At 69.7% G+C, this 23,144-nt stretch carries 21 protein-coding genes; 7 read left to right on the top strand and 14 right to left on the bottom strand.

The genetic code is table 11. The features are described from left to right. Positions 1-236: 236 nt before the first annotated feature. From katG to hxlB, 5 genes are all read right to left on the bottom strand, one after another. Positions 237-2,432, bottom strand: a complete 2,196-nt coding sequence (katG, locus tag REH65_RS29945; RefSeq protein WP_406690100.1) for a catalase/peroxidase HPI — start codon at positions 2,430-2,432, stop codon at positions 237-239. A gap of 67 nt (positions 2,433-2,499) precedes the next feature. Beyond that, the gene (locus tag REH65_RS29940) at positions 2,500-3,891 is read right to left on the bottom strand and encodes a LytTR family transcriptional regulator DNA-binding domain-containing protein (protein WP_406690099.1); all 1,392 of its coding nucleotides are present in this window, start codon (positions 3,889-3,891) and stop codon (positions 2,500-2,502) included. Positions 3,892-4,152: 261 nt separating this feature from the next. Then, the gene (locus tag REH65_RS29935) at positions 4,153-5,562 is read right to left on the bottom strand and encodes an ATP-dependent 6-phosphofructokinase (RefSeq protein WP_281456761.1); all 1,410 of its coding nucleotides are present in this window, start codon (positions 5,560-5,562) and stop codon (positions 4,153-4,155) included. Between the two features lie 9 nt (positions 5,563-5,571). Next, complete coding sequence (gene glpX, locus REH65_RS29930) at positions 5,572-6,540, bottom strand: class II fructose-bisphosphatase (RefSeq protein ID WP_406690098.1); 969 nt, start codon at positions 6,538-6,540, stop codon at positions 5,572-5,574. Between the two features lie 45 nt (positions 6,541-6,585). Next, complete coding sequence (hxlB, locus tag REH65_RS29925; protein ID WP_406690097.1) at positions 6,586-7,182, bottom strand: 6-phospho-3-hexuloisomerase; 597 nt, start codon at positions 7,180-7,182, stop codon at positions 6,586-6,588. 634 nt (positions 7,183-7,816) lie between these two features. On the opposite strand from hxlB, the gene hxlA reads away from it, so the two are divergent. The 5 genes from hxlA (at position 7,817) to REH65_RS29900 (ending at position 12,185) form a co-directional block, all read left to right on the top strand. Next, entirely contained in the window at positions 7,817-8,443 is a 627-nt protein-coding gene (gene hxlA, locus REH65_RS29920) for a 3-hexulose-6-phosphate synthase (protein WP_281456758.1), read from the top strand. An 81-nt stretch (positions 8,444-8,524) separates the two neighbouring features. Further along, positions 8,525-9,262 carry a ribulose-phosphate 3-epimerase gene (rpe, locus tag REH65_RS29915; RefSeq protein WP_406690096.1) on the top strand — a complete coding sequence of 246 codons (738 nt, stop codon included), beginning with the start codon at positions 8,525-8,527 and terminating at the stop codon, positions 9,260-9,262. Positions 9,263-9,294: 32 nt separating this feature from the next. Beyond that, complete coding sequence (locus tag REH65_RS29910; RefSeq protein ID WP_406690095.1) at positions 9,295-9,564, top strand: hypothetical protein; 270 nt, start codon at positions 9,295-9,297, stop codon at positions 9,562-9,564. Between the two features lie 38 nt (positions 9,565-9,602). Further along, entirely contained in the window at positions 9,603-11,711 is a 2,109-nt protein-coding gene (gene tkt, locus REH65_RS29905; RefSeq protein ID WP_406690094.1) for a transketolase, read from the top strand. 3 nt (positions 11,712-11,714) lie between these two features. Continuing rightward, entirely contained in the window at positions 11,715-12,185 is a 471-nt protein-coding gene (locus tag REH65_RS29900) for a ribose-5-phosphate isomerase (protein ID WP_281456754.1), read from the top strand. A 219-nt stretch (positions 12,186-12,404) separates the two neighbouring features. On the opposite strand, the gene REH65_RS29895 is transcribed toward REH65_RS29900, so the two are convergent. Genes REH65_RS29895 through REH65_RS29885 form a run of 3 tightly spaced genes read right to left on the bottom strand, consistent with a single transcriptional unit; the run spans position 12,405 to position 16,157 of the window. After that, positions 12,405-13,991, bottom strand: a complete 1,587-nt coding sequence (locus REH65_RS29895; RefSeq protein WP_406690093.1) for a flavin-containing monooxygenase — start codon at positions 13,989-13,991, stop codon at positions 12,405-12,407. Further along, on the bottom strand, positions 13,988-14,935 hold the full coding sequence (locus tag REH65_RS29890; protein ID WP_406690092.1) for an alpha/beta hydrolase: 948 nt from the start codon (positions 14,933-14,935) through the stop codon (positions 13,988-13,990). The genes REH65_RS29895 and REH65_RS29890 overlap by 4 nt, the downstream gene beginning before the upstream one ends. Positions 14,936-14,978: 43 nt before the next feature. Further along, entirely contained in the window at positions 14,979-16,157 is a 1,179-nt protein-coding gene (locus REH65_RS29885) for an LLM class flavin-dependent oxidoreductase (protein ID WP_406690091.1), read from the bottom strand. A gap of 134 nt (positions 16,158-16,291) precedes the next feature. Here REH65_RS29885 and REH65_RS29880 point away from each other — a divergent pair, with 134 nt between their 5' ends. Both REH65_RS29880 and REH65_RS29875 read left to right on the top strand, forming a co-directional pair. Beyond that, complete coding sequence (locus REH65_RS29880; protein WP_406690090.1) at positions 16,292-17,083, top strand: thioesterase family protein; 792 nt, start codon at positions 16,292-16,294, stop codon at positions 17,081-17,083. 102 nt (positions 17,084-17,185) lie between these two features. Then, the gene (locus REH65_RS29875) at positions 17,186-17,377 is read left to right on the top strand and encodes a DUF397 domain-containing protein (protein ID WP_406690089.1); all 192 of its coding nucleotides are present in this window, start codon (positions 17,186-17,188) and stop codon (positions 17,375-17,377) included. Between the two features lie 59 nt (positions 17,378-17,436). On the opposite strand, the gene REH65_RS29870 is transcribed toward REH65_RS29875, so the two are convergent. The 6 genes from REH65_RS29870 to REH65_RS29845 all read right to left on the bottom strand — a co-directional run bounded on the left by REH65_RS29870 (position 17,437) and on the right by REH65_RS29845 (position 23,026). Next, complete coding sequence (locus tag REH65_RS29870) at positions 17,437-17,601, bottom strand: hypothetical protein (RefSeq protein WP_406690088.1); 165 nt, start codon at positions 17,599-17,601, stop codon at positions 17,437-17,439. 136 nt (positions 17,602-17,737) lie between these two features. Next, positions 17,738-19,327 carry an L-lactate permease gene (locus REH65_RS29865; protein ID WP_406690087.1) on the bottom strand — a complete coding sequence of 530 codons (1,590 nt, stop codon included), beginning with the start codon at positions 19,325-19,327 and terminating at the stop codon, positions 17,738-17,740. A 152-nt stretch (positions 19,328-19,479) separates the two neighbouring features. After that, positions 19,480-20,922, bottom strand: a complete 1,443-nt coding sequence (locus REH65_RS29860; RefSeq protein ID WP_406690086.1) for a hypothetical protein — start codon at positions 20,920-20,922, stop codon at positions 19,480-19,482. A 46-nt stretch (positions 20,923-20,968) separates the two neighbouring features. Further along, positions 20,969-21,772, bottom strand: a complete 804-nt coding sequence (locus tag REH65_RS29855) for a WXG100 family type VII secretion target (RefSeq protein WP_406690085.1) — start codon at positions 21,770-21,772, stop codon at positions 20,969-20,971. 27 nt (positions 21,773-21,799) lie between these two features. Next, complete coding sequence (locus REH65_RS29850; RefSeq protein WP_406690084.1) at positions 21,800-22,282, bottom strand: YbaB/EbfC family nucleoid-associated protein; 483 nt, start codon at positions 22,280-22,282, stop codon at positions 21,800-21,802. 171 nt (positions 22,283-22,453) lie between these two features. Next, positions 22,454-23,026, bottom strand: coding sequence for a TetR/AcrR family transcriptional regulator (locus REH65_RS29845; RefSeq protein ID WP_406690083.1), 573 nt, complete (start codon positions 23,024-23,026; stop codon positions 22,454-22,456). Positions 23,027-23,144 lie beyond the last annotated feature (118 nt).

The raw sequence follows: 23,144 nt of genomic DNA, 5'->3' as shown, positions 1-23,144 counted from the left end.
TGGAGCCGAATGTCCCGAGCACTTCCGAATTAACCTGTGATACTTCGAAATTTTACGGTGACCGCAACCACATAGGAAGGGCTGACCGCTAACCTGCCGTGCCCCACCGCTCCCCCGGAATTAGCTACCGCCCAACCGGATTCGTGCTCGTCAGGGCCTTCGGTGAACCGCCGGAGAACGAGTAAGGTCCTGGTGCCGCGAAGGGCCCAGGACCTTACTCCAGCGCACGATTTCGGTCAAAAGCGGTCCAGGTTCATCACCTTGTCCCACGCGGCGGCGAAGTCGTGCAGGAACTTGTCCTCATCGCTCGCGTACACCTCGGAAATCGCGCGGAGTTCGGAGTTCGAGCCGAAGACGAGATCCACCCGGCTCGCCTTCCACCGCTGCGCTCCGCTGCTCCGATCGTGTCCGGTGAAGATCCCGCCCTGCGGAAACCACTCGGTGTTCATGTCGAGGAGGTTCACGAAGAAGTCGTTGCCCAGGGTTCCCGGTGTTTCGGTGAGAACGCCCAGCAGCGATCCGCGGTGGTTCGCCCCGAGCACCCGCAGCCCGCCGATGAGCACCGTCATCTCGGGGGCGCTCAGCGTGAGCTGGTTGGCCCGGTCGACGAGCAGGTACTCCGACGGCAGGGGTGGTTTCGCGCCGAGGTAGCTGCGGAACCCGTCGGCGCGGGGCTCCAGGACGGCGAACGACCTGGTGTCGGTCCACTCCTGGGTGGCGTCGGTGCGCCCCGGCGCGAACGGCACCTGGACCCGGTGGCCGGCGGCGTGCTCCACGGCCGCGCAACCGGCGAGGACGATCAGGTCGGCGAGCGAAATCCGCTTGGTCCCAGGCTGTTCCGCGTTGAAGACCTCCTGAATCCGTTCGAGCTCGGCCAGAACGGGTCCGGTGATCTCGGGATCGTTGGCCTCCCAGTCGCGTTGGGGTTCGAGTCTGATGCGGGCGCCGTTGGCGCCGCCGCGCTTGTCGCTGTTCCGGTAGGTCGAGGCCGATGCCCATGCGGTGAACACCAGCTCCGACACCGACAGCCCCGAGTCCAGGACCCGCCGCTTGAGCTCGGCGACGTCGTCGCCGTCCACCAGTTCGTGGTCGACGGCCGGGACCGGGTCCTGCCAGAGGAAGCGCTGCTGCGGCACCAGCGGACCGAGGTAGCGCTGGACCGGTCCCATGTCGATGTGGGTGAGCTTGAACCAGGCCCGAGCGAACGCGTCCTCCAGCTCCTCGGGCCGGGCGAGGAACCGCATCGCGATCTTCCGGTACTGCTCGTCCTCCTGCAGCGCGAGGTCGGTGGTGAGCATCGTCGGCCGGTGCCGCTTCAGCGGGTCGTGGGCGTCGGGGATGGTGCCGTGGCCCTGGTCGCCGCGCGGAATCCACTGCCACGCCCCGGCCGGGCTGAGCTCGACGTCCCAGTCGTAGCCGAACAGGGTCTCCAGGAAGCCGTTGTCCCACTGCGTGGGGTTGGGCGTCCAGGTCCCCTCCAGGCCGGTGGAGATCGTGTCGGGGCCCTTGCCGGTCCCGAAGTCGCTGCTCCAGCCCAGTCCCTGGTGCTCCAGGTCCGCGCTCTCCGGCTCCGCGCCCAGGTGCGAGACGTCGCCGGCGCCGTGGGTCTTGCCGAAGGAGTGCCCGCCGACGATGAGCGCGACGGTCTCCTCGTCGTCGAAGGCCATCCGGGCGAAGGTGTCGCGGATGGCACGCGCCGCCGCGATCGGATCCGGCAGCGTCGCCGGACCTTGCGGGTCGACGTAGATCAGGCCCATCTCGTCGGCGGCGAGGGGTTCTTCGAGGTCGCGGATGCCGGTGTGGCGCTCGTCGCCGAGCCAGGTGCGCTCGGGACCCCAGTAGATGTCGGCGTCGGACTCCCACGCGTCCTCGCGGCCACCGGCGAAGCCCAGGGTGCGGAAGCCCATCGACTCCAGCGCCCGGTTCCCGGCGAAGATCATCAGGTCGGACCAGGACAGCTTGCGGCCGTACTTCTGCTTGACGGGCCACAGCAGGCGCCGCGCCTTGTCCAGGTTCCGGTTGTCCGGCCAGCTGTTCAGCGGAGCGAACCGCTGCAAACCCGAGCACGGGCCGCCGCGACCGTCGCCCACCCGGTAGGTGCCCGCGCAGTGCCAGGCCATCCGCAGCACCAGCGGCCCGTAGTGACCGAAATCAGCGGGCCACCAGTCCTGCGACGTGGTGAGCGCGCGGTCGATGTCGCGCGCGACCTGGTCCAGGTCCAGCGTCGCGAACTCGGCGGCGTAGTCGAAGTCCTCGCCCAGCGGATTCCGGCTCGGGTGGTGCTTGGCCAGGATCTCCAGGTTCAGCCGACGCGGCCACCAGTCCTGGTTGCTGCCCCCGGCCGCCGGCTGGTGGCGGGACCGCTCGGCCGCTCGCTTCACGCTCTGGTCGTAGTTGCGCGTGACCGCGATGGCATCGGGGTTCTCCGGCATGGAAGCTCCTTCCCACGACTCTCAGGGGCCCAGCGCCTTGCGTATTAAAGACCCAGCGCCTCGCGTCTCAAAGACCCAGCGCCTTGCGCACCACCGGGGCGTTGCGCCGCGACACCGGCACCATCGTGTTGGCCTCGTTGTCCATCACCAGGGCCAGTTCGCCCTTGAAACCCCGCTCGACCTCGCGAATCCGGTCGAGGTTGACGACGTACTGCCGGTGCACCCGCAGGAACCCGGCGCCGCCCAGCTCGCGTTCGATCTTGTCCAGCGCCGGGGAGGAGGCCCGCAGCTTGCCCTGGTCGGTCGACAGCCACACGTCGCTGCCGTCGGATTCGGCGAAGGCGACCTCCGGCGGGCGCAGCAGCACCATCCGGTTCTCCCGGGAAGCCACGATCCGCGGCGCCCTGCCCTGCTCCGGGACGGTCGCGCCCGGCTCGGAGCGCGGCATCTGCTCGCCCTCGGAGGTGCCGAACACGACGATGTTGCCCACCAGGTGCCCGAACTGGAACACCGGCCGGATGCTCACCGGCGTCGGCTCATCGGCCAGGTGGGTGAAGATCTGCGTGGACCCGACCCAGTCGGGGTTGCGGGAGGCCTGCTTGGCGGCGTAGCGGACGGCGCGGATCAGTCCCGGCAGACCGGGGTTCCAGCGCTCCGCCGGGTCCGGCGCCGGGGTGCAGCTGGGGACGCCCAGCAGCACGCCCGCGCGGTCGTCGGCGATGACCACGCGGCCCGACGGGTCGACCGCCGCCAGCGACACCGCCGCGCGCGAGCGGGCGTGGTTGTAGGCGGCGATGAGCTCGGCGCCGGCGTCGCGGGCGCGGCGGCGCAACGTGAACTGGGTGCGGCTGGCGGCGTTGCTCAACCACGCACCGGCCGCCTTCGGCAGCTCGCTGCGCCAGCAGGAGATGTTGAGCACCGCCACCGGCTGCTTGGTGACCACGTCGCGAACCGCCACGCCCGCGCAGTTCCAGTCGTGGAACGCCTGGCACCAGTGCTCGGGCCCGCGGATGACCACCGGGGCGGTGGTCTCCAGCGCGGTGCCCATGCCGTTGGTGCCGGTGGCGCTCTCCGACCAGCAGTACCACGGCGCGAGGTTGGCCTTCGCCGCGAAGTTCCGGGTGTCCTTGTTGCCCCACTCGGCCAGCACGCGCCCGCTCGCGTCGGCGACGGTGACCACGCCTCCGATGCTGCTGACCTCGTCGACGACCGAGGCGGCGCGGAAGCCCAGCTCGGCGATCACCACGTCGTGCTCCAGGCTGTGGTCGACGTCGGTGATGGCCACCGGCGCCTCCGTCAGCTTCGGGTCGACGCGGTACTGGTCCCGGCAGCGGTGCCAGGACAGCGCCACCTCGGGCCGCACGCCCGCGATGTCGTCCTCACCCCGCACGAACCGCTCCCACGCCCCGTAGACCGTGGGCTTGCCCGCGTTGCGGGTCGGCAAGGTCAGTCGCTGCATGTCCGCCATCTTCAGACCGCCTTTGGTCTTCTCAACCAACCCGGCGCGCGCGGAGCTCGCGAGGGGAACCGGGCCGGGCCACGCCGCCGCGCGGACCGCTGACTTGCTGGAACAGGCCGCGAACCCGAGCGCGGTCGCCTCCTGCGCTCAGGTTTCGCGGCATCGTGGCGAAAGTTACGTCGTGCTGGAATCGCGCGGCAAGCAGAGCACCACGACCGCTGCCGAACGGACCACGAGCGGTGCTGCCGCGACAACCAGCGGTCAGCCCGCGACGACCCCGGCACCGCGTTGCCGGGGTGCGCCCGGGATGCCGGGCCGGTCGAGCTTGCGGCCGTCGCTGGGCGCCACGAGCCCACCGGTGGCCTCCTGCACCGACATCCACAGATCACCGTCCGGGTCGACCTCGTTGCGGTGGCTGATGATCAGCGGCATCGGCACGTGCACGAACCGGCGGCGCCAGCGCACCACCGCGGTCTCGGTGCGCCCCGCCATCGCCGCGTGGACCGCGTTGTGCGCCAGGCGCAGGCAGTACACGCTGTCGTAGGCGTTGGCGGTGACGCTGCGGATCGCGTAGCTGGGGTCGATGTAGCGCACCGTCGGTGACAGCCCCGCCTCGGTGAGGTGGGCGCTGATGGTCTCGCGCAGCAGCAGCCCGATGTCGCCCAGCTTGGCGTTGCCGGAGGCGTCGGTGGCGCCGCCCTGAAGCAGGCCGCGCTCGGCGAGCACGTCCTGACCTGCGCCTTCGGCGACCACGATGACCACGAAGCCCTTGTCGCGCACGTGGCGCTCGACCCTGGCCAGCAGCCCGTCCTCGCCTTCCAGCCGGAACGGCACCTCCGGGATGAGCACGATGTCGGCGGCGTTGCGGGCCAGCGACGCGTAGCAGGCGATGAAGCCGGAGTGCCGGCCCATCAGCTTCACGATCCCGATGCCGTCCGGGCTGGCCGAGGCTTCGATGGAGACCGACGAGATGAAGTTCGCGGCCTGCGCGAACGCGCTCTGGAACCCGAAGGACTGGTCGGTGTAGGGCAGGTCGTTGTCGATGGTCTTGGGCACGCCGATCACGGCGATGTCCAGACCCCGGGCGCGGATGGCCGCGGCCAGGTTGGTGGCGGCGTTCATGCCGCCGTCGCCGCCGACGACGAACAGCACGTTGACGCCGCGCAGCACGAGCGTGTCGACCATCTCGTCGGCGTCCTGCCCGCCGCGCGAGCTGCCGAGGATGGTGCCGCCCGAGTTGTGGATGTCGCGCACCACGTCGGGCGTCAGGTCGACGGTGTCGTGCCGGTGCTGGGCGGTCAGCCCCCGGAAACCGTTCCGGAAACCGAGGATCCGCTTCACGTCGTACTGGACCGTCAACTCCTGGACCAGGCCCCGGATGACGTCGTTGAGCCCGGGGCACAGGCCACCGCAGGTCACGATGCCCGCGGTGACCTCGGCCGGGTCGAAGTAGATCTTGCGACGCGGCCCCGCGGCCTCGAAGCTCGGCAGCTGATCGGGGGTCATGCCCCGCCGGTCGAGCATCGACACGGTGTCGTCGAGCAGGACCCGATCCCCTTCCGAGACGTAGTGCGGGGAGGTCTTCTTGTCCGCGACCAGATCGGCCAGCGGCGAGTCGTGGCGGCATTCACCGAGGTGGCGAACGCGAAGGTCGTCCAGGTGCAGAGTCACCGGAGCTCCTCACTTCCGGGGCATCGAGCCGAAGGTGGTGTGCGCGATGCGGCGCACCTGACCGCGGGAGACCAGCAGCGACTCGGCGAGCAGGGCGCCCTCGGACTCCCGGGGGCGGCCCAGCAGCGAACCGCTGGTCACACCGGTGGCGGCGAACAGGGCGTCGCCGCCGACGAGCTCGTCGCAGGTGTAGATGCGATCGAGGTCCATGCCTGCCGCGCGGATCGCGTCGGCTTCCTCCTGGCGCTGCGGGGCGAGCCGCCCCAGCATGTCGCCGCCCAGGCCGCGCACGGCCGCGGCGGTCATCACGCCTTCCGGTGTGCCGCCGATGCCCAGGAGCAGGTCGGCGTCACCGGTGGGCAGCAGCGCTTCCAGGCTGCCCCCGACGTCGCCCTCGGCGGGCGTGTGCACCGCCGCACCGGCGGCCAGCAGCCGCGCGATGAGGTCGGTGTGGCGGGGCTTGTCCATGACGACCACGCGCATCTCGGACACCTTCTTGCCCAGCGCCTTCGCGACGCTGTCCAAGGTGGACTCCGGTGGGGCGTCGAGGTCGATGACGCCCTTGGCGCCGGGCCCGACGACGATCTTGTCCATGTAGAAGCCGGGCCCGGGCGACCAGAGGGTGCCGGGTTCGGCGAAGGCGATGGTCGCCATCGCCCCGGGGAGGCTCTTGGCGCAGAACGAGGTGCCCTCCAGCGGGTCCACGGCGATGTCGAAGTCGGGCCCGTTGCCGTTGCCCACGGTCTCGCCGTTGAACAGCATCGGGGCCTCGTCCTTCTCCCCCTCGCCGATCACCACCGTCCCGCGGCCGGGGGCGTCGGCCAGGACCTGGCGCATCGCCTCGGTCGCCGCGGCGTCGGCGGCGTCCTTGTCGTGCCGTCCCACCCACGGGTAGCTGGCCAGCGCGGCCTGCTGGGTGGCGCCCAGCGCCACGGCCTCCAGGGTGTGGATGTCGCTGCGGGTTCGCGTTTCCTGCATCTCAGGGTCTCCTCGTCTCGACCGTTGCCTCGGTGGCGAACCCGCTCACTCCAAGTTGGCGTGGAGGCGCCAGAGCTCGGTGGCCTGGGTGCCGCTGGAGCGCCAGAGGGCGTGGAACAGGGCGTCGGTGAGCAGCAGGACGGACTGCTCGAACAGGCTGCCCGCGTACTGGTCGGACGCCTTGCCGTCGAAGTCCTGCTTGTCGGCGGCCGGGATGACCAGGACCTCGGTGGAGACCGCGGCCAGCGGCGAGTCGGGCGCGGTGGTCAGGGACACGACGTTGGCGCCCTGCTTGCGCGCGGTCTCCGCCGCCCGCACCACGCGGGAGGTCGTCCCGGAACCCGACGCGGCGATCAGGACGTCGTCCGGGCCGATCGCCGGAGCGGTCACCTCGCCCACGACGTGCACCGACAGGCCGAGGTGCATCAGCCGCATCGCCGCCATCTGCAGGGCCAGGCCGCTGCGGCCGGTGCCGACGGTGAACACCGCCGGAGCCTTGAGCAGCATCGAGCCGGCGCGGGCCCAGGCCGCGGGCTGCACGCCGCGGCGGATCCGGTCCACCTCACCGGTGATGGCGAGGGTCGCGTAGTTGAACAGCGGCGGGTTGAGCGTGTCGCCGCCGGGATTCACGGTGTCGGTCATCGTGGCACTCCCCACTCGGATGTCTTCCGTCCAGGCCGCGATGCGCAACCGGACGTCGAGCGGTCCGGTTGCGAGGGCCGAGTTCTTCACCGAAACCCGCGGGAATTCGCGGAGCACGGGACCAAGACGCGGTCGGTGCCGCATCGGATAGCGAGACTGCACGCCGGCCAACGTCCGGTCAACGAAACGGGAACGAACAGATACCGGGGAAGCACGAACGGTTTTGAAATGGGCTCAAACGGATCCGCGGAATCGGATCACATTCTCAGATCACGTGAACAATACCTGATCGCTTCATCAGCGAAAGTGATCGCACAAGCCCCATACCTGGGGTTCCGGGCATCTGGAGGCGCGTGGGAGACCGTTTGTGCCGCCGTGACCGCCGTTCGTTCCGCAGAGGTTGACCGCACGGTGAGAATCCGTGCAGTGTCACAGGCCGTTGCTCGTTTGCGGCTCCGATCACCACTGCGGGGCCGGGAAAGGCGCAGCCCGCGGAATCTTTAGTGATCCGCACACATCGCCCGGAATTCTGATCGGTTCGGGCGCCGGACATTGCTCACCGCATCGCGGATCTCGGTTTCGCGGATCACCCGCGCCCGAAATCCGCAGAGCACCACCGATTGAGGAGATTATCGTGAAGCTGCAGGTAGCACTGGACGTCGCCACGCTCGGCGATGCGTTGACCCTGGCGCGCCAGACCGCTGAGCACGTCGACATCCTCGAACTGGGCACCCCGCTGATCAAGGCCGAGGGCCTGCGGGCGATCACGGCCATCAAGGCCGCCCACCCGGACAAGCTCGTGTTCGCCGACATGAAGACCGCCGACGCCGGTGAGCTGGAGGCCGACCTGGCCTTCACCGCGGGCGCCGACCTGGTCACCGTCATGGGCACCGCCGACGACGACACCGTCAAGGGTGCCGTGGCCGCCGGTCGCAAGCACGGCAAGGACGTCGTCGCCGACATGATCGCGGTGGTCGACAACCGCGTCGCCCGCATCCGCGAGGTCTCGAAGTTCGGCGTGTCCTTCGTCGAGATCCACGCCGGTCTGGACGAGCAGGCCCGTCCCGGCTACTCGATCCAGGCGCTGCTGGACGACGGCAAGCAGGCCGGTGTGCCGTTCTCCATCGCCGGTGGCATCAAGACCGACTCGATCGGTGCCGTGCAGGAAGCGGGCGCGACCGTGGCCGTGGCCGGTGGCGCGATCTACAGCGCCGCCGACCCGGGTGCCGCCGCGAAGGCCCTGCGCGCCCAGATCCGCTGAATTTCGGTGCGGGACGGGAAGGGGCGCACGCCCCTTCCCGCTTCTCCGAGCCGTGACCCCTTGGAAAGAGGAACTTCGACGATGGTGGAGCAGTCGACGCTGCGCGCCCGACCGACGCGATCGACCACGCATTCCTCGTGGAACGAGCCGGCGATCGTGGGATCGGTGCTGGGCGCCGACTACGCGCGTCTCGGCGAGGAGGTCGCCGACCTCACCGACGCCGGTGTCGGCCGCATCCAGTGGGACGTGATGGACCGCCGCTTCGTCCCGAACATGACCTTCGGCGCCGACGTGGTGGCCGCGTGCCGCGCCCACAGCGACGTCCCGTTCGAGGCGCACCTGATGGTTCAGGACCCGGACCCGGTGCTGGCGGACTACGTCGAGGCCGGGTGCGACACCGTGATCGTGCACGTCGAGACCTGCCCGCACCTGCACCGCACGCTGGCGGCCATCCGGGAACTGGGCGCCAAGGCCGGCGTGGCGGTCAACCCGTCCACGCCGCTGGACTTCGTGCGTCACGTGCTCGGTCAGCTCGACCAGATCGTGATCATGACGGTAAACCCGGGTTTCGGCGGCCAGCAGTACATCGCGGCGATGGAGCACAAGGTCGCCGAGATGCGCGCGCTGGTGGACGTGTCCAACAGCGCGCTGAAGATCGAGGTGGACGGCGGGATCTCGCGCGACACCGCCCGCTCGGCCTGGTACGCGGGCGCCGAACTCCTCGTGGCCGGATCGGCCGTGCTCTCCCACCCGGGCGGCAAGCGCGCCGCGGTGGAGGAGCTGCACCGGGCGATGGCCCGCCCGATTCCCGCGGCGTAGCGGATCACCTTGAGCGAGAGGGAGAACCAGACATGGGCAGCAACTGCCAGGTGGACTTGAGCGACGTGCAGCGCACCCTGCTGCGGCAGGCCGCCGCGATCGTGCGGCGGCGCTACGACGGCGGTTTCGACGGCGACACCAGCGTCTCGGTCGCCGACGCCGAGCGCCTGGCCACCATCTTCGAGGGAATCTCCCGCGACGAACCCGATTTCGACGCCCTGGACCGCAACGAGGCGATCGCGCTGGCGCACCGCCTCGTCGACGACGACCACCCGGAACATTCGCGGATGTGGCCCGCGTAGGACCGTTGGCAATCACCGAGAACTCAGGAGTGCCCGCCATGACCGCTGTACCCCGCGTGAGCGACCAGCTCGACCGGTTGACCACCTCCCACGTGCCCGATGACTGGACCGAACTCGACGTCCGGGCGATCGACACCGCTCGCGTGCTGGCCGCCGACGCGGTGGAGAAGTGCGGCAGCGGCCACCCGGGCACGGCGATGAGCCTGGCCCCGACGGCCTACGCGCTGTTCCAGCACGTCATGCGGCACGACCCGAACGACGCGGACTGGCTGGGCCGCGACCGCTTCGTGCTCTCGGCGGGCCATTCGAGCCTGACGCTGTACGTGCAGCTGTTCCTGGCCGGCTACGGGCTGGAGGTCGAGGACCTCCAGGCGCTGCGCACCTGGGGATCGCTCACCCCCGGCCACCCGGAGTACGGCCACACCCGAGGCGTGGAGACCACGACCGGCCCGCTGGGTCAGGGACTGGCCAACGCGGTGGGCATGGCGATGGCCGCGCGCCGCGAGCGGGGCCTGCTGGATCCCGAATCCGCGCCCGGCGAGAGCGTTTTCGACCACCACATCTACGTGATCGCCTCCGACGGTGACATCGAGGAGGGCGTGACCTCCGAGGCGTCGTCGCTGGCGGGAACCCAGCAGCTGGGCAACCTCACGGTGATCTACGACGCCAACGACATCTCGATCGAGGACGACACCAAGATCGCCCTGTCGGAGGACACCGCGAAGCGCTACGAGGCCTACGGCTGGCACGTTGTGACCGTCGACGGCGGTGAGAACATCACCGGAATCCTGGCCGCGCTCAAGGCCTCTCAGCAGGAAACGTCGCGTCCGACGCTGATCGTGCTGCGCACGGTGATCGGCTACCCGGCTCCGACGAAGATGAACACCGGCAAGGCGCACGGCGCCGCGCTGGGGTCCGACGAGCTGGCGAAGGTCAAGGAGCTGCTGGGCTTCGACCCGAACGACAGCTTCCAGGTCGACGAGGGCGTGCTGGACCACACCCGCGCCGTCGGTGAGCGCGGCCGGGCGCTGCGCGAGAAGTGGCAGCTGGCCTTCGACGCCTGGGCGGCGGCGAACCCGCAGCGCAAGGCCCTGCTGGACCGGATGCGCACCCGCGAGCTGCCCGCCGGCTGGGCCGACGGGCTGCCGACCTGGGAGCCCGACGAGAAGGGCGTGGCGACCCGCAAGGCGTCCTCGGAGGTGCTGGCGTCGCTGGGCGAGGTGCTGCCGGAGCTGTGGGGCGGCTCGGCCGACCTGGCCGAGAGCAACAACACGACGATCAAGGGCGCGGACTCCTTCGGCCCCGAGTCGATCTCCACCGACACCTGGTCGGCCAACCCCTACGGCCGCACGCTGCACTTCGGCATCCGCGAGCACGCGATGGGCTCGATCCTCAACGGCATCGCGCTGCACGGCGGAACCCGGCCCTACGGCGGCACGTTCATGGTCTTCAGCGACTACATGCGCCCGGCGGTGCGGTTGTCGGCGCTGATGCGGCTGCCGGTGATCTACGTGTGGACGCACGACTCGATCGGTCTCGGCGAGGACGGTCCGACGCACCAGCCGGTGGAGCACCTGGCGAGCCTGCGCGCGATCCCGGACCTGGCGGTGGCCCGCCCGGCGGACGCGAACGAGACCGCGGCGGTGTGGAAGGCGGCCCTGGAGAACACCGGCGGCCCGACCGGTCTGGCGCTGACCCGGCAGGCCGTGCCGACGCTGGCCGGGACGGACGCCGAGGGCGTGGCCCGCGGCGGGTACGTGCTGGCCGACGCCTCGGCGGCGGTGCCGCAGGTGGTGCTCATCGCCACCGGATCGGAGGTCCAGCTGGCGGTGGCCGCGCGGGAGGCCCTGGAGGCCGACGGGATCGCGACCCGCGTGGTGTCGATGCCGTGCGTGGAGTGGTTCGAGGGCCAGGACGTGTCCTACCGGCGTTCGGTGCTGCCGCCGTCGGTGCGGGCCCGGGTCGCGGTGGAGGCGGGCATCGCCCAGCCGTGGCACCGATTCGTCGGTGACGCGGGCGAGATCGTGTCGCTGGAGCACTTCGGCGCCTCGGCGGACTACCAGCGCCTCTACGCCGAGTTCGGCATCACCTCGGACGCGGTCGTGGCCGCGGCCCGGCGTTCGCTGAACACCGTCCGGGCGGGCTGAGCGGTGCGCGTCTACCTGGGCTCCGACCACGCCGGCTTCGAGCTCAAGAGCCACCTGGTGAAGAAGCTGGCCGACCGGGGCTACGAGACGATCGACGTGGGTCCGGCGACCTACGACCCGAGCGACGACTACCCGCCGTTCTGCATCCACGCGGCGTGGCAGGTGGTCGCCGACCAGGGCAGCCTGGGCGTGGTGATCGGCGGATCCGGGAACGGGGAGCAGATCGCCGCCAACAAGGTTCCCGGGGCCCGCGCCGCCCTGGTCTGGAACGCCCACGTCGCGCGCTTGGCCCGCAGGCACAACAACGCCCTGCTGGCCGCCATCGGAGCCCGCCTCCACGCCCTGACGGAAGCGGAGCTCATCGTGGACACGTTCCTCTCCACGGAGTTCGAGGGCGGCAGGCACCAGCGCCGCCTCGACCAGCTCGCCCACTACGAGACCTCGGGCGAACTGCCTCCGCTCCGAGCGGACTGAAACCCGCCTCCGGGCCCGCCGCACACCCACCGGGTCCGGAGGCGCCCCACCCGTTCGAAAACCCCGGCATTCACACGACGAAAACCGCGGTTTTCGACACCGCGATCGAAAACCGCAGTTTTCGTCGATCGAAAACTGCGGTTTTCGTCGATCGAAAACTGCGGTTTTCGTCGGGTCGAAAACCGCGGTTTTCGTCTTGAGTGGCCCGATGGGGTGGAATCAGGTGAGTTCGAAACCGTGGTAGTGGGCGATGGCGATGCCGTCGCAGTACTGCTTGTAGGTGCCCACGCCGCCCACGAAGGGCATGAAGACCCGTTGCTTGCCCGGGATGTTCGCGCCCATGTACCAGGAGGCGGCTCGGGGCATGAGGGTGAGGTCGGCGACGTCGTTGGTGGTGGTGACCCAGTTGTCCTCGGCCGCGGGGTCGGGTTCGATGCGCTCCAGGTCGTGGTCGCGCAGGTGCTGCAGGGCGTTGGCGATCCAGTCCACGTGGTACTCGATCGAGGTCATCATGTTCGACAGCACCGACGGGCTCTGCGGGCCGGTGATGGTGAACAGGTTCGGGAACCCCGCCGACATCAGCCCGAGGTAGGTGCGCGGGCCGGTCGCCCACTTCTCGCGCAGCGTCGTCCCACCGCTGCGGATGTCGATGGCGTTGAGTGCCCCGGTCATCGCGTCGAAGCCGGTGGCGAACACGATCACGTCCACCTCGTGCTCGGTGTCACCGGCGACGATGCCGCGTTCGGTGATGCGCCGGATCGGCTCCTCGTTGATGTCCACGAGGGACACGTTGTCCCGGTTGAACGTCTCGAAGTAGCCGGTGTCCACGCACATCCGCTTCGCCCCGACCGGGTAGGACGTCGGGGTGAGCTTGGCGGCCGTGACCGGGTCGTCGACCTTCTGCCGGATCTGGGCGCGCACGTACTCGCTGGCGGCCTCGTTGGCCTCGGCGTCGCGCAGCACGTCCTGGAAGGTCTGCGTGTAGCACAAACCGCCTTCCAGCCAACGCCTTTCGAGTTCCCGATCGGCGGTGTCGCGATCGGTCTCGACGAACCAGCCCGTCTCCTCCTCACCGCATTGGAAACCGGTCTTGGCCATCCGGCTCAGCTCGCGGAACTCCGGGTAGTGGCCGCGGACCTCGCGCAACCGCTCCGCCACCGGCCCGTTGCGCGCGGGGATCGCGTACGACGGGGTGCGCTGGAAGACCACCATGCCCGCCACGACCGGCCCGATCGCGGTGATCGTCTGCAGCCCGGACGAACCGGTCCCGATGACCGCGACGCGCTTGCCGGACAGGTCGACGCCCTCGTGCGGCCAGCTCGACGTCCAGTACTGCTCGCCCCGGAACTCGTCCCGGCCCGGGAACTCCGGTTTCGACGGCATCGACAGGCACCCGGTCGCCGCGACCACGAACCGCGCGGTGCTCGTCGCGCCGTCGTCGGTGGTCACCGTCCACCGGTTCGCCTCGTCGTCCCAGTCCAGCGCCTCGACCCGGGTGTTGAGCACGACGTCCCTGCGCAGGTCGTAGCGCTCCGCCACGTGCTGGGCGTAGGCGAGGATCTCGGGCTGGGAGGCGTAGCGCTCGGTCCAGTCCCATTCCTGCTCCAGGTCGGGGTCGAAGGAGTAGGAGTACTCGATCGACTCGATGTCGCAGCGCGCACCCGGGTACCGGTTCCAGTACCAGGTCCCGCCGACGTCGCCCCCGGCTTCGACGACCCGGACGTCGAAACCCAGCCCGCGCAACCGGTGCAGCTGGTACAGGCCCGCGAACCCGGCGCCGATGATGATCACGTCGTGGTGGGTCATGCCGACTCCCCGAACCGCGCGATGAACTCGTTGACGTGCTTGGCCACCAGCTCCAGGCCGGTCTCGGCGCCGGGCAGGATGCTGACCATCTGGAAGTAGGCGTGCATCTGCCCTTCCGCCTCCTCCAGGTCCACCGGGACCCCGGCGGTGCGCAGCGCTTCGGCGTAGGCGACGCCCTCGTCGTGCAGCGGGTCGTGCTCGGCGACGTAGACCAGCGCGGGCGGCAGGCCCGCGTGGGTCCCGGCGCGCAGCGGTGAGGCGTCCGGGTGGGTCCGCGCTCGCTCGTCGGGCAGGTAGTGGTCCCAGAACCACCGCATCGTGTCCCGGCTCAGCATCAGCTGGTTCTCCGGCGCCACGTAGGAGGGCCGGTCGAAGTCGCAGTCGGTCACCGGGTACACCAGCACCTGGTAGTCGATGCGCGGCCGCCCCCGGTCCCGCGCGCGCAGCGTCATCACGGCGGCGATGTTGCCGCCCGCGCTGTCCCCGGCCACGATCAGCGGAGCGCCTGGTGGCGCGAGCTCGTCGGAGTGCTCGGCGACCCAGGTCAGCCCGGTGAAGGAGTCCTCGATCGCGGTCGGGAACGGGTGTTCCGGCGCCTTGCGGTAGTTGACGAGCACGACGGTCGAGCGCGTCAGGTTCGCCAGCTTCCGGGCCAGGTGGTCGTACTGCAGGTCGATGTCGCCGAGCACCCACCCGCCGCCGTGGAAGTAGACGAGGACGGCTTGCGGCTCGCCCTCGGGCCGCAGCACGCGGACCCGGAACGCGCCGCCCGCGCCGCCCAGCTTGAGGTTGCGCACCGACGCGACCTCCGGTCCGCGGCCGCTGAGCCCGGCGAGGATCGGCCCGCTCATCCGGGCGACCGCCGGGGTCGACTCGTGGATCGGCGGGTCACCGGATGCGGCGAGCTCGGCCAGGAAAGCCTGAGAGGCGGGTTCCAACGACATCGCGCGTTCTCCTTCGAACCTCGATCGCGTCGGTGCTCTGCTGTCAGCTGTCGGCGACTTCCTTGGCGTACTTCTCCGTCATGTGGTCGACGGCGGCCATCTGCTGCTCGGCGTGGCCGCTGCGGGTGTCGCGGGCCCGCTGCTTGGCGCGGACGGTCGATTCGTGGTGGCTGATGCCCGAGCCCTGGAAGTGCGGCATGACGTCCTGGGCGATGAGCTCGTAGGAGCGCCGGGTGGCCTCGGGGTTGGCCCACTCGTGCGCGAGCAGCAGCATCGCGCCGAACCCGCCGGACTGGTCGGCCAGGCGCTGCACCTGCGCGCGGGCGTCCTCCGGGGTGCCGATGGCGCCGATGCCCGCCTCGTTGATGAAGTCGATCATCTCGCGGATGTTGGTGCCGTCGACGGCCATCTGCGGGAAGGCGGCCACCTTCTGGAAGTAGGTGAACCACTGCTCGATGCCGTACTCGACGTCCTTGTAGGCCTGCTCGCGGGTCTCGGCGATGTGCATGAGCCCGACCAGCCGCCACCCCGACCGGTCCGGCGCGGGCTGCCCGAAGTGGGTCGCGCGCTCCTCCACCACGTTCCAGTGGTGGGCGAGCGCGTCGAAGCCCTCCTGGGTGAGGGTGGCGCCGATGGACAGCAGGCCGGTGCCGTGACGTCCGGCGAGGCGCGGGCCGGTGGGCGAGGCGACGGCCGCGACGGCGACGTCGAAGCGCGGTTCGGTGTAGGGCCGCAGCTGCAGCTGGGCGTCGACGAGCTTGTGCGTCGGCGTCTGCTCGGTGACGGTCTCACCGGCGAGCAGCCGCATGATGATGTCGAAGTTGATGTCGAGCAGTTCGCGCGTGTCGGTGGGGTTGAGCCCGATCATCGCAGAGTCGGTGGGCAGCGAACCGGGTCCGACGCCGAGCATGGACCGGCCTCGGGTCAGGTGGTCGAGCATCACCATCCGGTCGGCCACCCACAGCGGGTTGTGGTAGCTGACCGAGGTCACGCCCGTGCCGAACTTGATGTTGCGGGTGCGCTCGGCCGCGGCGGCGATGAAGATCTCCGGCGAGGCGATGATCTCGCTGCCCGCCGAGTGGTGCTCGCCGATCCACGCCTCGTCGAAGCCGACGTAGTCGAGGTGTTCCATCAGCTTGAGGTCGCGCTGCATCGCCAGCGTCGGGTTCTGCCCCGCTGGGTGGAAGGGGGCGAGGAAGACCCCGAACCGCATTCTGCTCATGTCCGACTCCTTCGTCAGCGATCAACCCGACCTGCGTAACCCAGGTCACATCATCGGATGATCCTTTGCAAGGCGAAGTCGACGGCCGATCGAGGTGTATTCCGGAACTCGATCGACCAGGTAACGTGCCGCGCATGGGTTCCTTCATCGATGCGCTGACCACGAAAGAGCTCCGCGACGGGGTCTGCGGATCGACTCTGGACCCCGAGTGGTCGCTCGGGAAGAACCCGCACGGCGGGTACATGATGGCGCTGCTGACCAAGGCCGCGCTCACCGCGACCGAGCGGTCTCATCCCCTCGCGGTCAGCGCGCACTTCCTGCGCTCACCGGAGGTCGGCGACGTCGAGCTGCACACCGAGACGGTCAAGCGGGGACGGCTGTACACCACCGCGCACGCCCGCATGGTGCAGAACGGCAAGGTCTGCATCGAAGCCACGGTCACGGCGGGCGAGATCTCCGACGCCGCGCACGAGTGGGAGGCCCGCGAGCAGCCCCCGATCACACCGCTCGACGAGTGCGCCGATCACCGCACACCGGCCGAGAACCTGCTCGGCCACATCGACGTTCGCCTCGACCCGGGCTCCACGGCGTTCCTGCGCGGCCAGACCGCCGGCGACGAGGTGCGCGGCTGGATGCGGCTCACCGACGGCACCGACTTCGACCCGCTGTCGCTGATCATCGCGGTCGACCTGCTCCCGCCCACGGTGTTCGGCCTGGGACACGGCGGCTGGTGCCCCACCGTCGAGCTGACCTACCAGCTGCGCGGACTCCCCGCCCCCGGCCCGATCGCCGCCTACACCCGCTGCGACGCGCTCAGCGCCGACGGCTGGTTCAACGAGGACGCGGTCGTCTACGACTCCCGAGGCCGCCTCGTCGCCCAGAGCCGTCAACTCGCCCTCTCCGGCAACGCCCTCAAGGCCCGCTGACCACTCGGCGCTCCAACGTCGGATGGGCACCCGGCGCACGGAGAAGACACACGCGCTCTGATCGGCCGCTGCATCCGGACGGATTGAGCAAGGCCCCAGCAGATGAGCACGCCGCGATGGCGGAAGTCCGGTCGCAGCGGTGGTGCGCAGAAGTGCGTCGAGGTGGCCACCAACGTGCCCGGCTCGGCCTTCATCCGGGATTCGAAACCGGGTGAGGACTCGCCCGTCTTACGCCCCTCGCCGAAGGGCTTCGCGGCGTTCCTCGACGCGATCAAGGGCGACCGCCTCAGCTGATCCCCGACAGCACGACGGCCGCGATCGGATTCCGATCGCGGCCGTCGTTCGTCAGCGCCTCAGTCCTCGTCGTCGGGCTTGGCGTGGTTCGGAACTCCCGGGTTCGGGTCGCGGGAGAGGTCGATCAGCGGGTCCACGCCGGCGCCCTCGGGGCGGGCGTGGTTCGGGACCCCGGGATCGGGGTCGCGCGAGAGATCGATCTCCGGGCGCTCGTTGTCGGACATGCATTCCCCCTGGTGCTCACCAGGCGCTCCCCGCGCCTGGTCCTGATCTAACCGCCCCAGCATGCACGTTCCCGCCCAGCGGAGGTCAACCAGGTCCCGCGAACGGCGCGCTGCTCGACAACCGCGTTGCGGCTCCCTACGGCACCATCCAGGCGAGGACCGGCAGGGACTGCAGGTACGCGAGCGCGCACATCGCCACCAGGAACACGACGCTCCACGGCAGGACCCGCCGGAAGATGTCGCCCTCCTCGCCGGACATGCCGACCGCGCCCGCGGCGATGGCGAGGTTCTGCGGGGAGATCATCTTGCCGAGCACTCCCCCGGAGCCGTTGGAGGCGGCGGCCAGGACCGGGTCGATGCCGACCTTGTTCGCCGCGGCGACCTGCAGCGCGCCGAACAGCGAGTTGGACGAGGTGTCCGAGCCGGTCACGGCGGTGCCCAGCCACCCCAGGATCGGGGCGATCAGGGCGAAGACCCCGCCCGCTCCGGCCATCCAGTTGCCGAGCGTCGCGGTCTGGCCCGAGGCGTTCATGACGTAGGCGATGGCCAGCACCGACATGACCGTGACGATCGGCCACTTCAGCTGCGCGTAGGTGCCCAGGTAGCGGTCGAGCGCGTCGCGGCCGCTGATGCGGATGGCGGCGATGCTCAGCAGGCCGGAGATGAGCAGCAGGCTGCCCGCGCTGGTGAGCCAGTTGAACTTGAAGTCGGTGAGCGACAGCTCCTCGCCCGCGGCGTTGGCGACGTGCAGGCCGGGCCAGTTGAACTTCACCGTCACCGCGTCCAGCAGGTCGCCGACCGGGCCGATCTGGGCGACCACGAACACCGCGATGATGATCAGGTACGGGGCGTAGGCGCGGACGATCTCGGCGCGGGAGTCGGTGTGCGCAGCGGTGTCGGGTTCGGCGGCGCCCTGCGGCGTCCACACCTTCAGCAGCAGCACGGTGGCGCCCGCTGCCACCAACGCGGCCACGATGTCGGCCAGCGGCACGGAGATGTAGTTGGCGGCGGCGAACTGGGCCAGGCCGAAGGTGATACCGCAGGTCAGGGTCGCGGGCAGGGTCTCGCGGACGCCCTTGAGACCGTCGATGATGCCCACGAGCACGATCGGCACGACCACCGCCAGGATCGGGGTCTGCCGACCCGTCATCGCACCCAGCTCCGACAGCGGCAGGTCGGTGACGCTGGCCAGCGTCACCAGCGGCGAGGCCAGGGCCCCGAAGGCGACCGGGGCGGTGTTGGCGACCAGGGCGACGACCGCCGAGGTGATCGGGGTGAAGCCCAGCGCCAGCAGCATCACGGTGGTGATCGCGACCGGGGTGCCGAAGCCCGCGAGGGCTTCCAGCAGCGCGCCGAAGCAGAAGGCGATGATCACCGCCTGGATCCGGCGATCACCGCTGACGCGGGAGAAGGTCCGTTGCAGGACGTCGAAATGCCCCGTCGTGACGGTCATGTTGTAGACCCAGATCGCGTTGATCACGATCCACAGGATCGGGAAGAACCCGAACGCCGCGCCCAGCGTCGCCGACAGCAGCGCGGGTCCGACCGGCATCGGGTAGATGAACACCGCGATCGCCAGGGAGACGGCCAGGGCGATCAGCGAAGCCTTCCACGCCGCCATCCGGACCAGGCCCAGCAGGACGAACAGCACCAGCAACGGCAACGCGGCGGCCAGCGCGCTCCATCCCAGCGAACCGAACAGCGGATCCAGGACCTGTTCGTACACAGCCACTCCCTCGGGGCTCGAACCGTTCCGGCGCAACATAACGGCCCGATCAGCCGAGACAAGTCACACGACTACAACGAAAACGGCAGAACCGCCACACCTTTCGGTCCGCTTTGGGAGCTTTGGCCGACTCTCGCGGGAGGTGCTGCAGCTCAGCCGAACGCCTTGGTCTTGCGCTCGGCGTACCGATCGTTCGCCGCGGTGATCTCCGAATCGAACGAACCCTGCCCGTCAGGACCGTTGCGCTCGTACATCTCGAAGTACCCGTAGGTCTTGCTCGACTCCTGCTCCCGGCTGAAGTCCGCTGCGGTCTCGAAGGTCAGATCGCTGTTGCCGTCCTTGCCGACGACCGTCGCGAAGTGGTTCTCCCACCCGGTCTTGTCGGAGAAGTTCTTGTAGTAGTTCTGGCCGGGTTGAGGATCGTTGTTCACGCTGCTCAGCTCTGCGGCATCCCGTCCGGTGAGCTGCATCGCCCCCTGCTTGCAGTCATTCGGCATGGTCATCCGCAAGCCGTCGGTCGTCGCGCGTCGTTCCGCGTCGAGAGTGGCACCGTGACCGACGACCATGTCGGAGAACATCGCCTGGTACTGCTTCTCGGTCGGTGGCTTGGTTCCGAACATCTCCTCGTGGTGCGCGGCGATCCAGGGCATCCCCATCTTCTGCTGCGCCAGGTTCATCGCCGCGTCCTTGTGCTTGTCAGCGACGACCTTCTCCGCCGACTCGCCCGGGAAGATCCTCGCGTTCGCCTCTTGGAAGGAGGCGTGAATCTCACCTTGCTTCTTGACGATGTCCGCCATCGAGTTGTCCAGGGACTTGTGGAACGCGGCGAGCTTCTCGGCGCGCTGCTGCTCGGACTCCCCCGCGATGGGTTCGTGCTCGGCCTTGAGCGGGCGCGGCACGTCCTCCGCGGACTTGAAGACCGGCACGATCTCGTGCTTGAAGGTGCCGTCCAGCGGTTTCCCCGCTTCCAGGGTGATCCTGGAATTCGGAGCGAGCCGAGCCGCGTACCGCTCGATGGTGGCCTTGTCCGCGTAGGCCTTGTTCCCGGCGACCCCGAACTCCCCGTTCTGCGACTCGCGCAGGCGCGGACCATCGTTCCCCTGCGGCCCGGTCGAGGCGGGTTCCGCGCGGCCCGGCTGGACATCGGTGTCGGGATCGATGTCGCGGAGCCTGGCGGCGCTGTTGTCGTCGTGGAGCTGCGCGGTCTCCTTCGACGCCCTGACGGCCGCGCCCGCGTCCTTGGAACCGCCCGCGGCGCCCCGGGTCGTGTCGGCGGCTTTGGTGATGGCCTGGTTCGTGCTGCCGGACACGCCGCTTCCGACCAGCCCGTAGGCCTCGGTGCTCACGGTCTGGGATCCCAGCTTCGACCCGATCGCCGAGAGCCGGTCACCGGTCCGGTTCAGGTGCTCGGTCATCGCGTCCATCGCGTCGGGGAGCATGCCGGTGCCCTTGCCCGGCGCAGGGCCCGAGAACGACTGCGACAGCCCCGGGGGCTGCTGCCCGCCACCGGAGGACGAGCCGGGGCGCCCGCCACCGGGAGCGCCACCGCCGGCGTCGCCGCTGGAACCGGGTGCGTCGGTGCTGCTTCGAGCCATGGGTCGACTCGTCCTCTCTGAACGTCGTTATTGACTGATGTCGATGTCAGGCGGTGTTCGCGGCCTGGCCGATGTCGTTGCCGATGCTCGCTACGCCCGCCGCGTCGGCGAACCGGCCGAAGTTCTTCGTCAGGTCGCCCATCGCGTCACCGAGCTTGGCGAGCCGGGTTCCCTGCCGGGCGAACGCGGCGATCAGCTTGGCGATCTTGGATCCGATCTCCACGCCCAGCGCGGCCACCCGACCGATCGTGTAGGCGACGAACCCGGCGATCGAGGCACCGAAGGTGATCACCGCCGTGGACACCGCCACCAGGGCGCCCTGGATCAGCGAGGTGATCAGCTCGACGATCATGTCGCGCACGAGATCGCGCAGCGTGATGACCAGGGTTCCGTTGACGGCGGCGATGTTCGCGGTGGTCGCCACGGATTCCGACAGGCCGGAGTACTCGTCGGCAAGCTGCAGCATGCTCTTGCGGAACGCCTCGGCGGCTTCGCCGGTCCAGCCCTGGAACGCCTGCACGGCCTCGCGGTGCTGGTCGGCGATCTGCTTGACGTCGTCGCTGTGCTGCTTGAGCCCCTCGGTGTGGGCCTGGATCTCGTCGGGATCGCCCATGAGCGCGTCGAGCGGTTCCCGCAGGATCGACACGTGCTCGAACAGCCAGCCCACGCCCGCCGAGATCACCGAGCCGAGCGGATCGACCACGGTGGACGCGATCGAGGCGGCCGCGTCGATCGAGGCGAAGGTCATGTCGAGAACCTTCTCGGTCTCGCTCTCGGACTCCGCGTTGATCGTCTGGTTCAGCCCGGCGACGGACTCGACGACACCGGCCCCCGCGAACGCGTCAGTCATCGGTTCCCCTCCCCTGTCCGGCGCGCGTCACCACGGCCGCTCGTCCTCGTCGGTCTCCTCCTCGTCGTCCGGACGCGACTCGGGACGCGGCCGGGTCGACGGCGCAGACGGGGCTGACGGGGCGGGATCGGAGTCCTCCGGGGCCGCGGTGAACACGCTCTCCGGTTCGTCGTCGTCCGGGGGCAGGTGCCGGTTGATCAGCCGCATCGCCTCGGTGTCGCCGCCGTAGGGCGCGAAGACCTCGGCGACCTGGTGCGCGGCCTGGCGCTGCGCCTGACCGGCGACGTCGAGGATCATCTGCTTGATCCGGGTCGGCGAGTACTCGGTGATGCGCTTGCCCAGATCCAGGTCCAGCAGCGCCCCCGTCGGACTCACCGTCACCACGACGGTCCCGTCCGGGGAGCTGGCGGTGGCGTTCGCCCCGGCCAGCTCTTCCTGCAGACTCGCGGACTTCTCCGCCATGTCACCGATGCGCCGCTGGAAATCGTCCAGCCACTGCTGAGGGTCCACCTGCTCCTACTTCGTCGCCGAGTTCGGCGCGCACCGGACTCGCTCGGCGCGGAAGCAGCGGCCTCCCCCGAAAAGCCCTCCGGCGCACCGGTCATCCCTGTTCTATCACGATCGGCGGAACGGCCCGGCCATCAGCACCGGATCCGCGCAGCCGCAGGCCGCCTTCCGGCTTCAGGAACCCGCGGCTTCCCGGCTGCGGAAGGTCAGAAGTCCTTCCACCCCGCGCAGGAACGTCTCGCAGAGCGGTTCCGGAGCGGTCAGGCAGCCGGCGGACATGGCGCCGTCGCGCATCATGACGAAGTGCCGGGCGGCCGGTTCCGGGTCGATCTTGCCGGTGCCGGAGAAGAGGTCGACCATCGTCTCCAGGAACCACTGCCGGTGCGCGAGAACCGCCCGGTGGACGGGATGTTCCGGGTCGGGGTACTCGGCGGCGGCGTTGAGGAACGCGCAGCCCCGGAACCCGGAGGTGCGGATGTCGGAGGCGATCGTCCGGCCGATCTCCTGGATGCTGCGGGCCGAACTCGACTCCGCGGCGCGGACCTCGGCCACTCGCGCGCGGAAGCTCTCGTCGACCTCCGTCAGGTACGCGACGAGCAGGTCGTCCTTGCTCGGGAAGTGCCGGTACAGGGTGGCGCGCGTGACCTGGGCTTCGGCGATGACCCGGTCGACGCCCACGGCGTGCAGGCCTTCGGCGTAGAAGAGCCGAGTGGCCGCCCTGAGCAATCGCGCCCGCGCCTCCGACATCGGTCCCCCTGCTCCGGCAGCGTGCAGATTCGCAGCTCAGGCTAGCAGATAGAACGATCGTTCTTGACAACCCGAGCGCACAGGTCCACGCTGAACGAGACCGATCGTTCTATCTACG

Origin of the sequence: Saccharopolyspora sp. ID03-671, assembly GCF_045278815.1 — a bacterium.
GTDB lineage: Bacteria > Actinomycetota > Actinomycetes > Mycobacteriales > Pseudonocardiaceae > Saccharopolyspora > Saccharopolyspora ipomoeae.
Note: the sequence above shows the minus strand (reverse complement) of the source record. Positions and strands in the feature narration are given on the sequence as shown.

Bases quoted from the DNA above. Each gene is read 5' to 3' on its own strand.
- katG (WP_406690100.1), bottom strand. From the start codon at position 2,432: ATGCCGGAGAACCCCGATGCCATCGCGGTCACGCGCAACTACGACCAG.
- REH65_RS29890 (WP_406690092.1), bottom strand. From the start codon at position 14,935: ATGTCGTTGGAACCCGCCTCTCAGGCTTTCCTGGCCGAGCTCGCCGCA.
- REH65_RS29940 (WP_406690099.1), bottom strand. From the start codon at position 3,891: ATGCAGCGACTGACCTTGCCGACCCGCAACGCGGGCAAGCCCACGGTC.
- REH65_RS29875 (WP_406690089.1), top strand. From the start codon at position 17,186: ATGAGCACGCCGCGATGGCGGAAGTCCGGTCGCAGCGGTGGTGCGCAG.
- REH65_RS29870 (WP_406690088.1), bottom strand. From the start codon at position 17,601: ATGTCCGACAACGAGCGCCCGGAGATCGATCTCTCGCGCGACCCCGAT.
- REH65_RS29845 (WP_406690083.1), bottom strand. From the start codon at position 23,026: ATGTCGGAGGCGCGGGCGCGATTGCTCAGGGCGGCCACTCGGCTCTTC.
- rpe (WP_406690096.1), top strand. From the start codon at position 8,525: ATGGTGGAGCAGTCGACGCTGCGCGCCCGACCGACGCGATCGACCACG.
- hxlB (WP_406690097.1), bottom strand. From the start codon at position 7,182: ATGACCGACACCGTGAATCCCGGCGGCGACACGCTCAACCCGCCGCTG.
- REH65_RS29860 (WP_406690086.1), bottom strand. From the start codon at position 20,922: ATGGCTCGAAGCAGCACCGACGCACCCGGTTCCAGCGGCGACGCCGGC.
- REH65_RS29910 (WP_406690095.1), top strand. From the start codon at position 9,295: ATGGGCAGCAACTGCCAGGTGGACTTGAGCGACGTGCAGCGCACCCTG.
- glpX (WP_406690098.1), bottom strand. From the start codon at position 6,540: ATGCAGGAAACGCGAACCCGCAGCGACATCCACACCCTGGAGGCCGTG.
- REH65_RS29880 (WP_406690090.1), top strand. From the start codon at position 16,292: ATGGGTTCCTTCATCGATGCGCTGACCACGAAAGAGCTCCGCGACGGG.
- REH65_RS29855 (WP_406690085.1), bottom strand. From the start codon at position 21,772: ATGACTGACGCGTTCGCGGGGGCCGGTGTCGTCGAGTCCGTCGCCGGG.
- REH65_RS29895 (WP_406690093.1), bottom strand. From the start codon at position 13,991: ATGACCCACCACGACGTGATCATCATCGGCGCCGGGTTCGCGGGCCTG.
- REH65_RS29885 (WP_406690091.1), bottom strand. From the start codon at position 16,157: ATGAGCAGAATGCGGTTCGGGGTCTTCCTCGCCCCCTTCCACCCAGCG.
- tkt (WP_406690094.1), top strand. From the start codon at position 9,603: ATGACCGCTGTACCCCGCGTGAGCGACCAGCTCGACCGGTTGACCACC.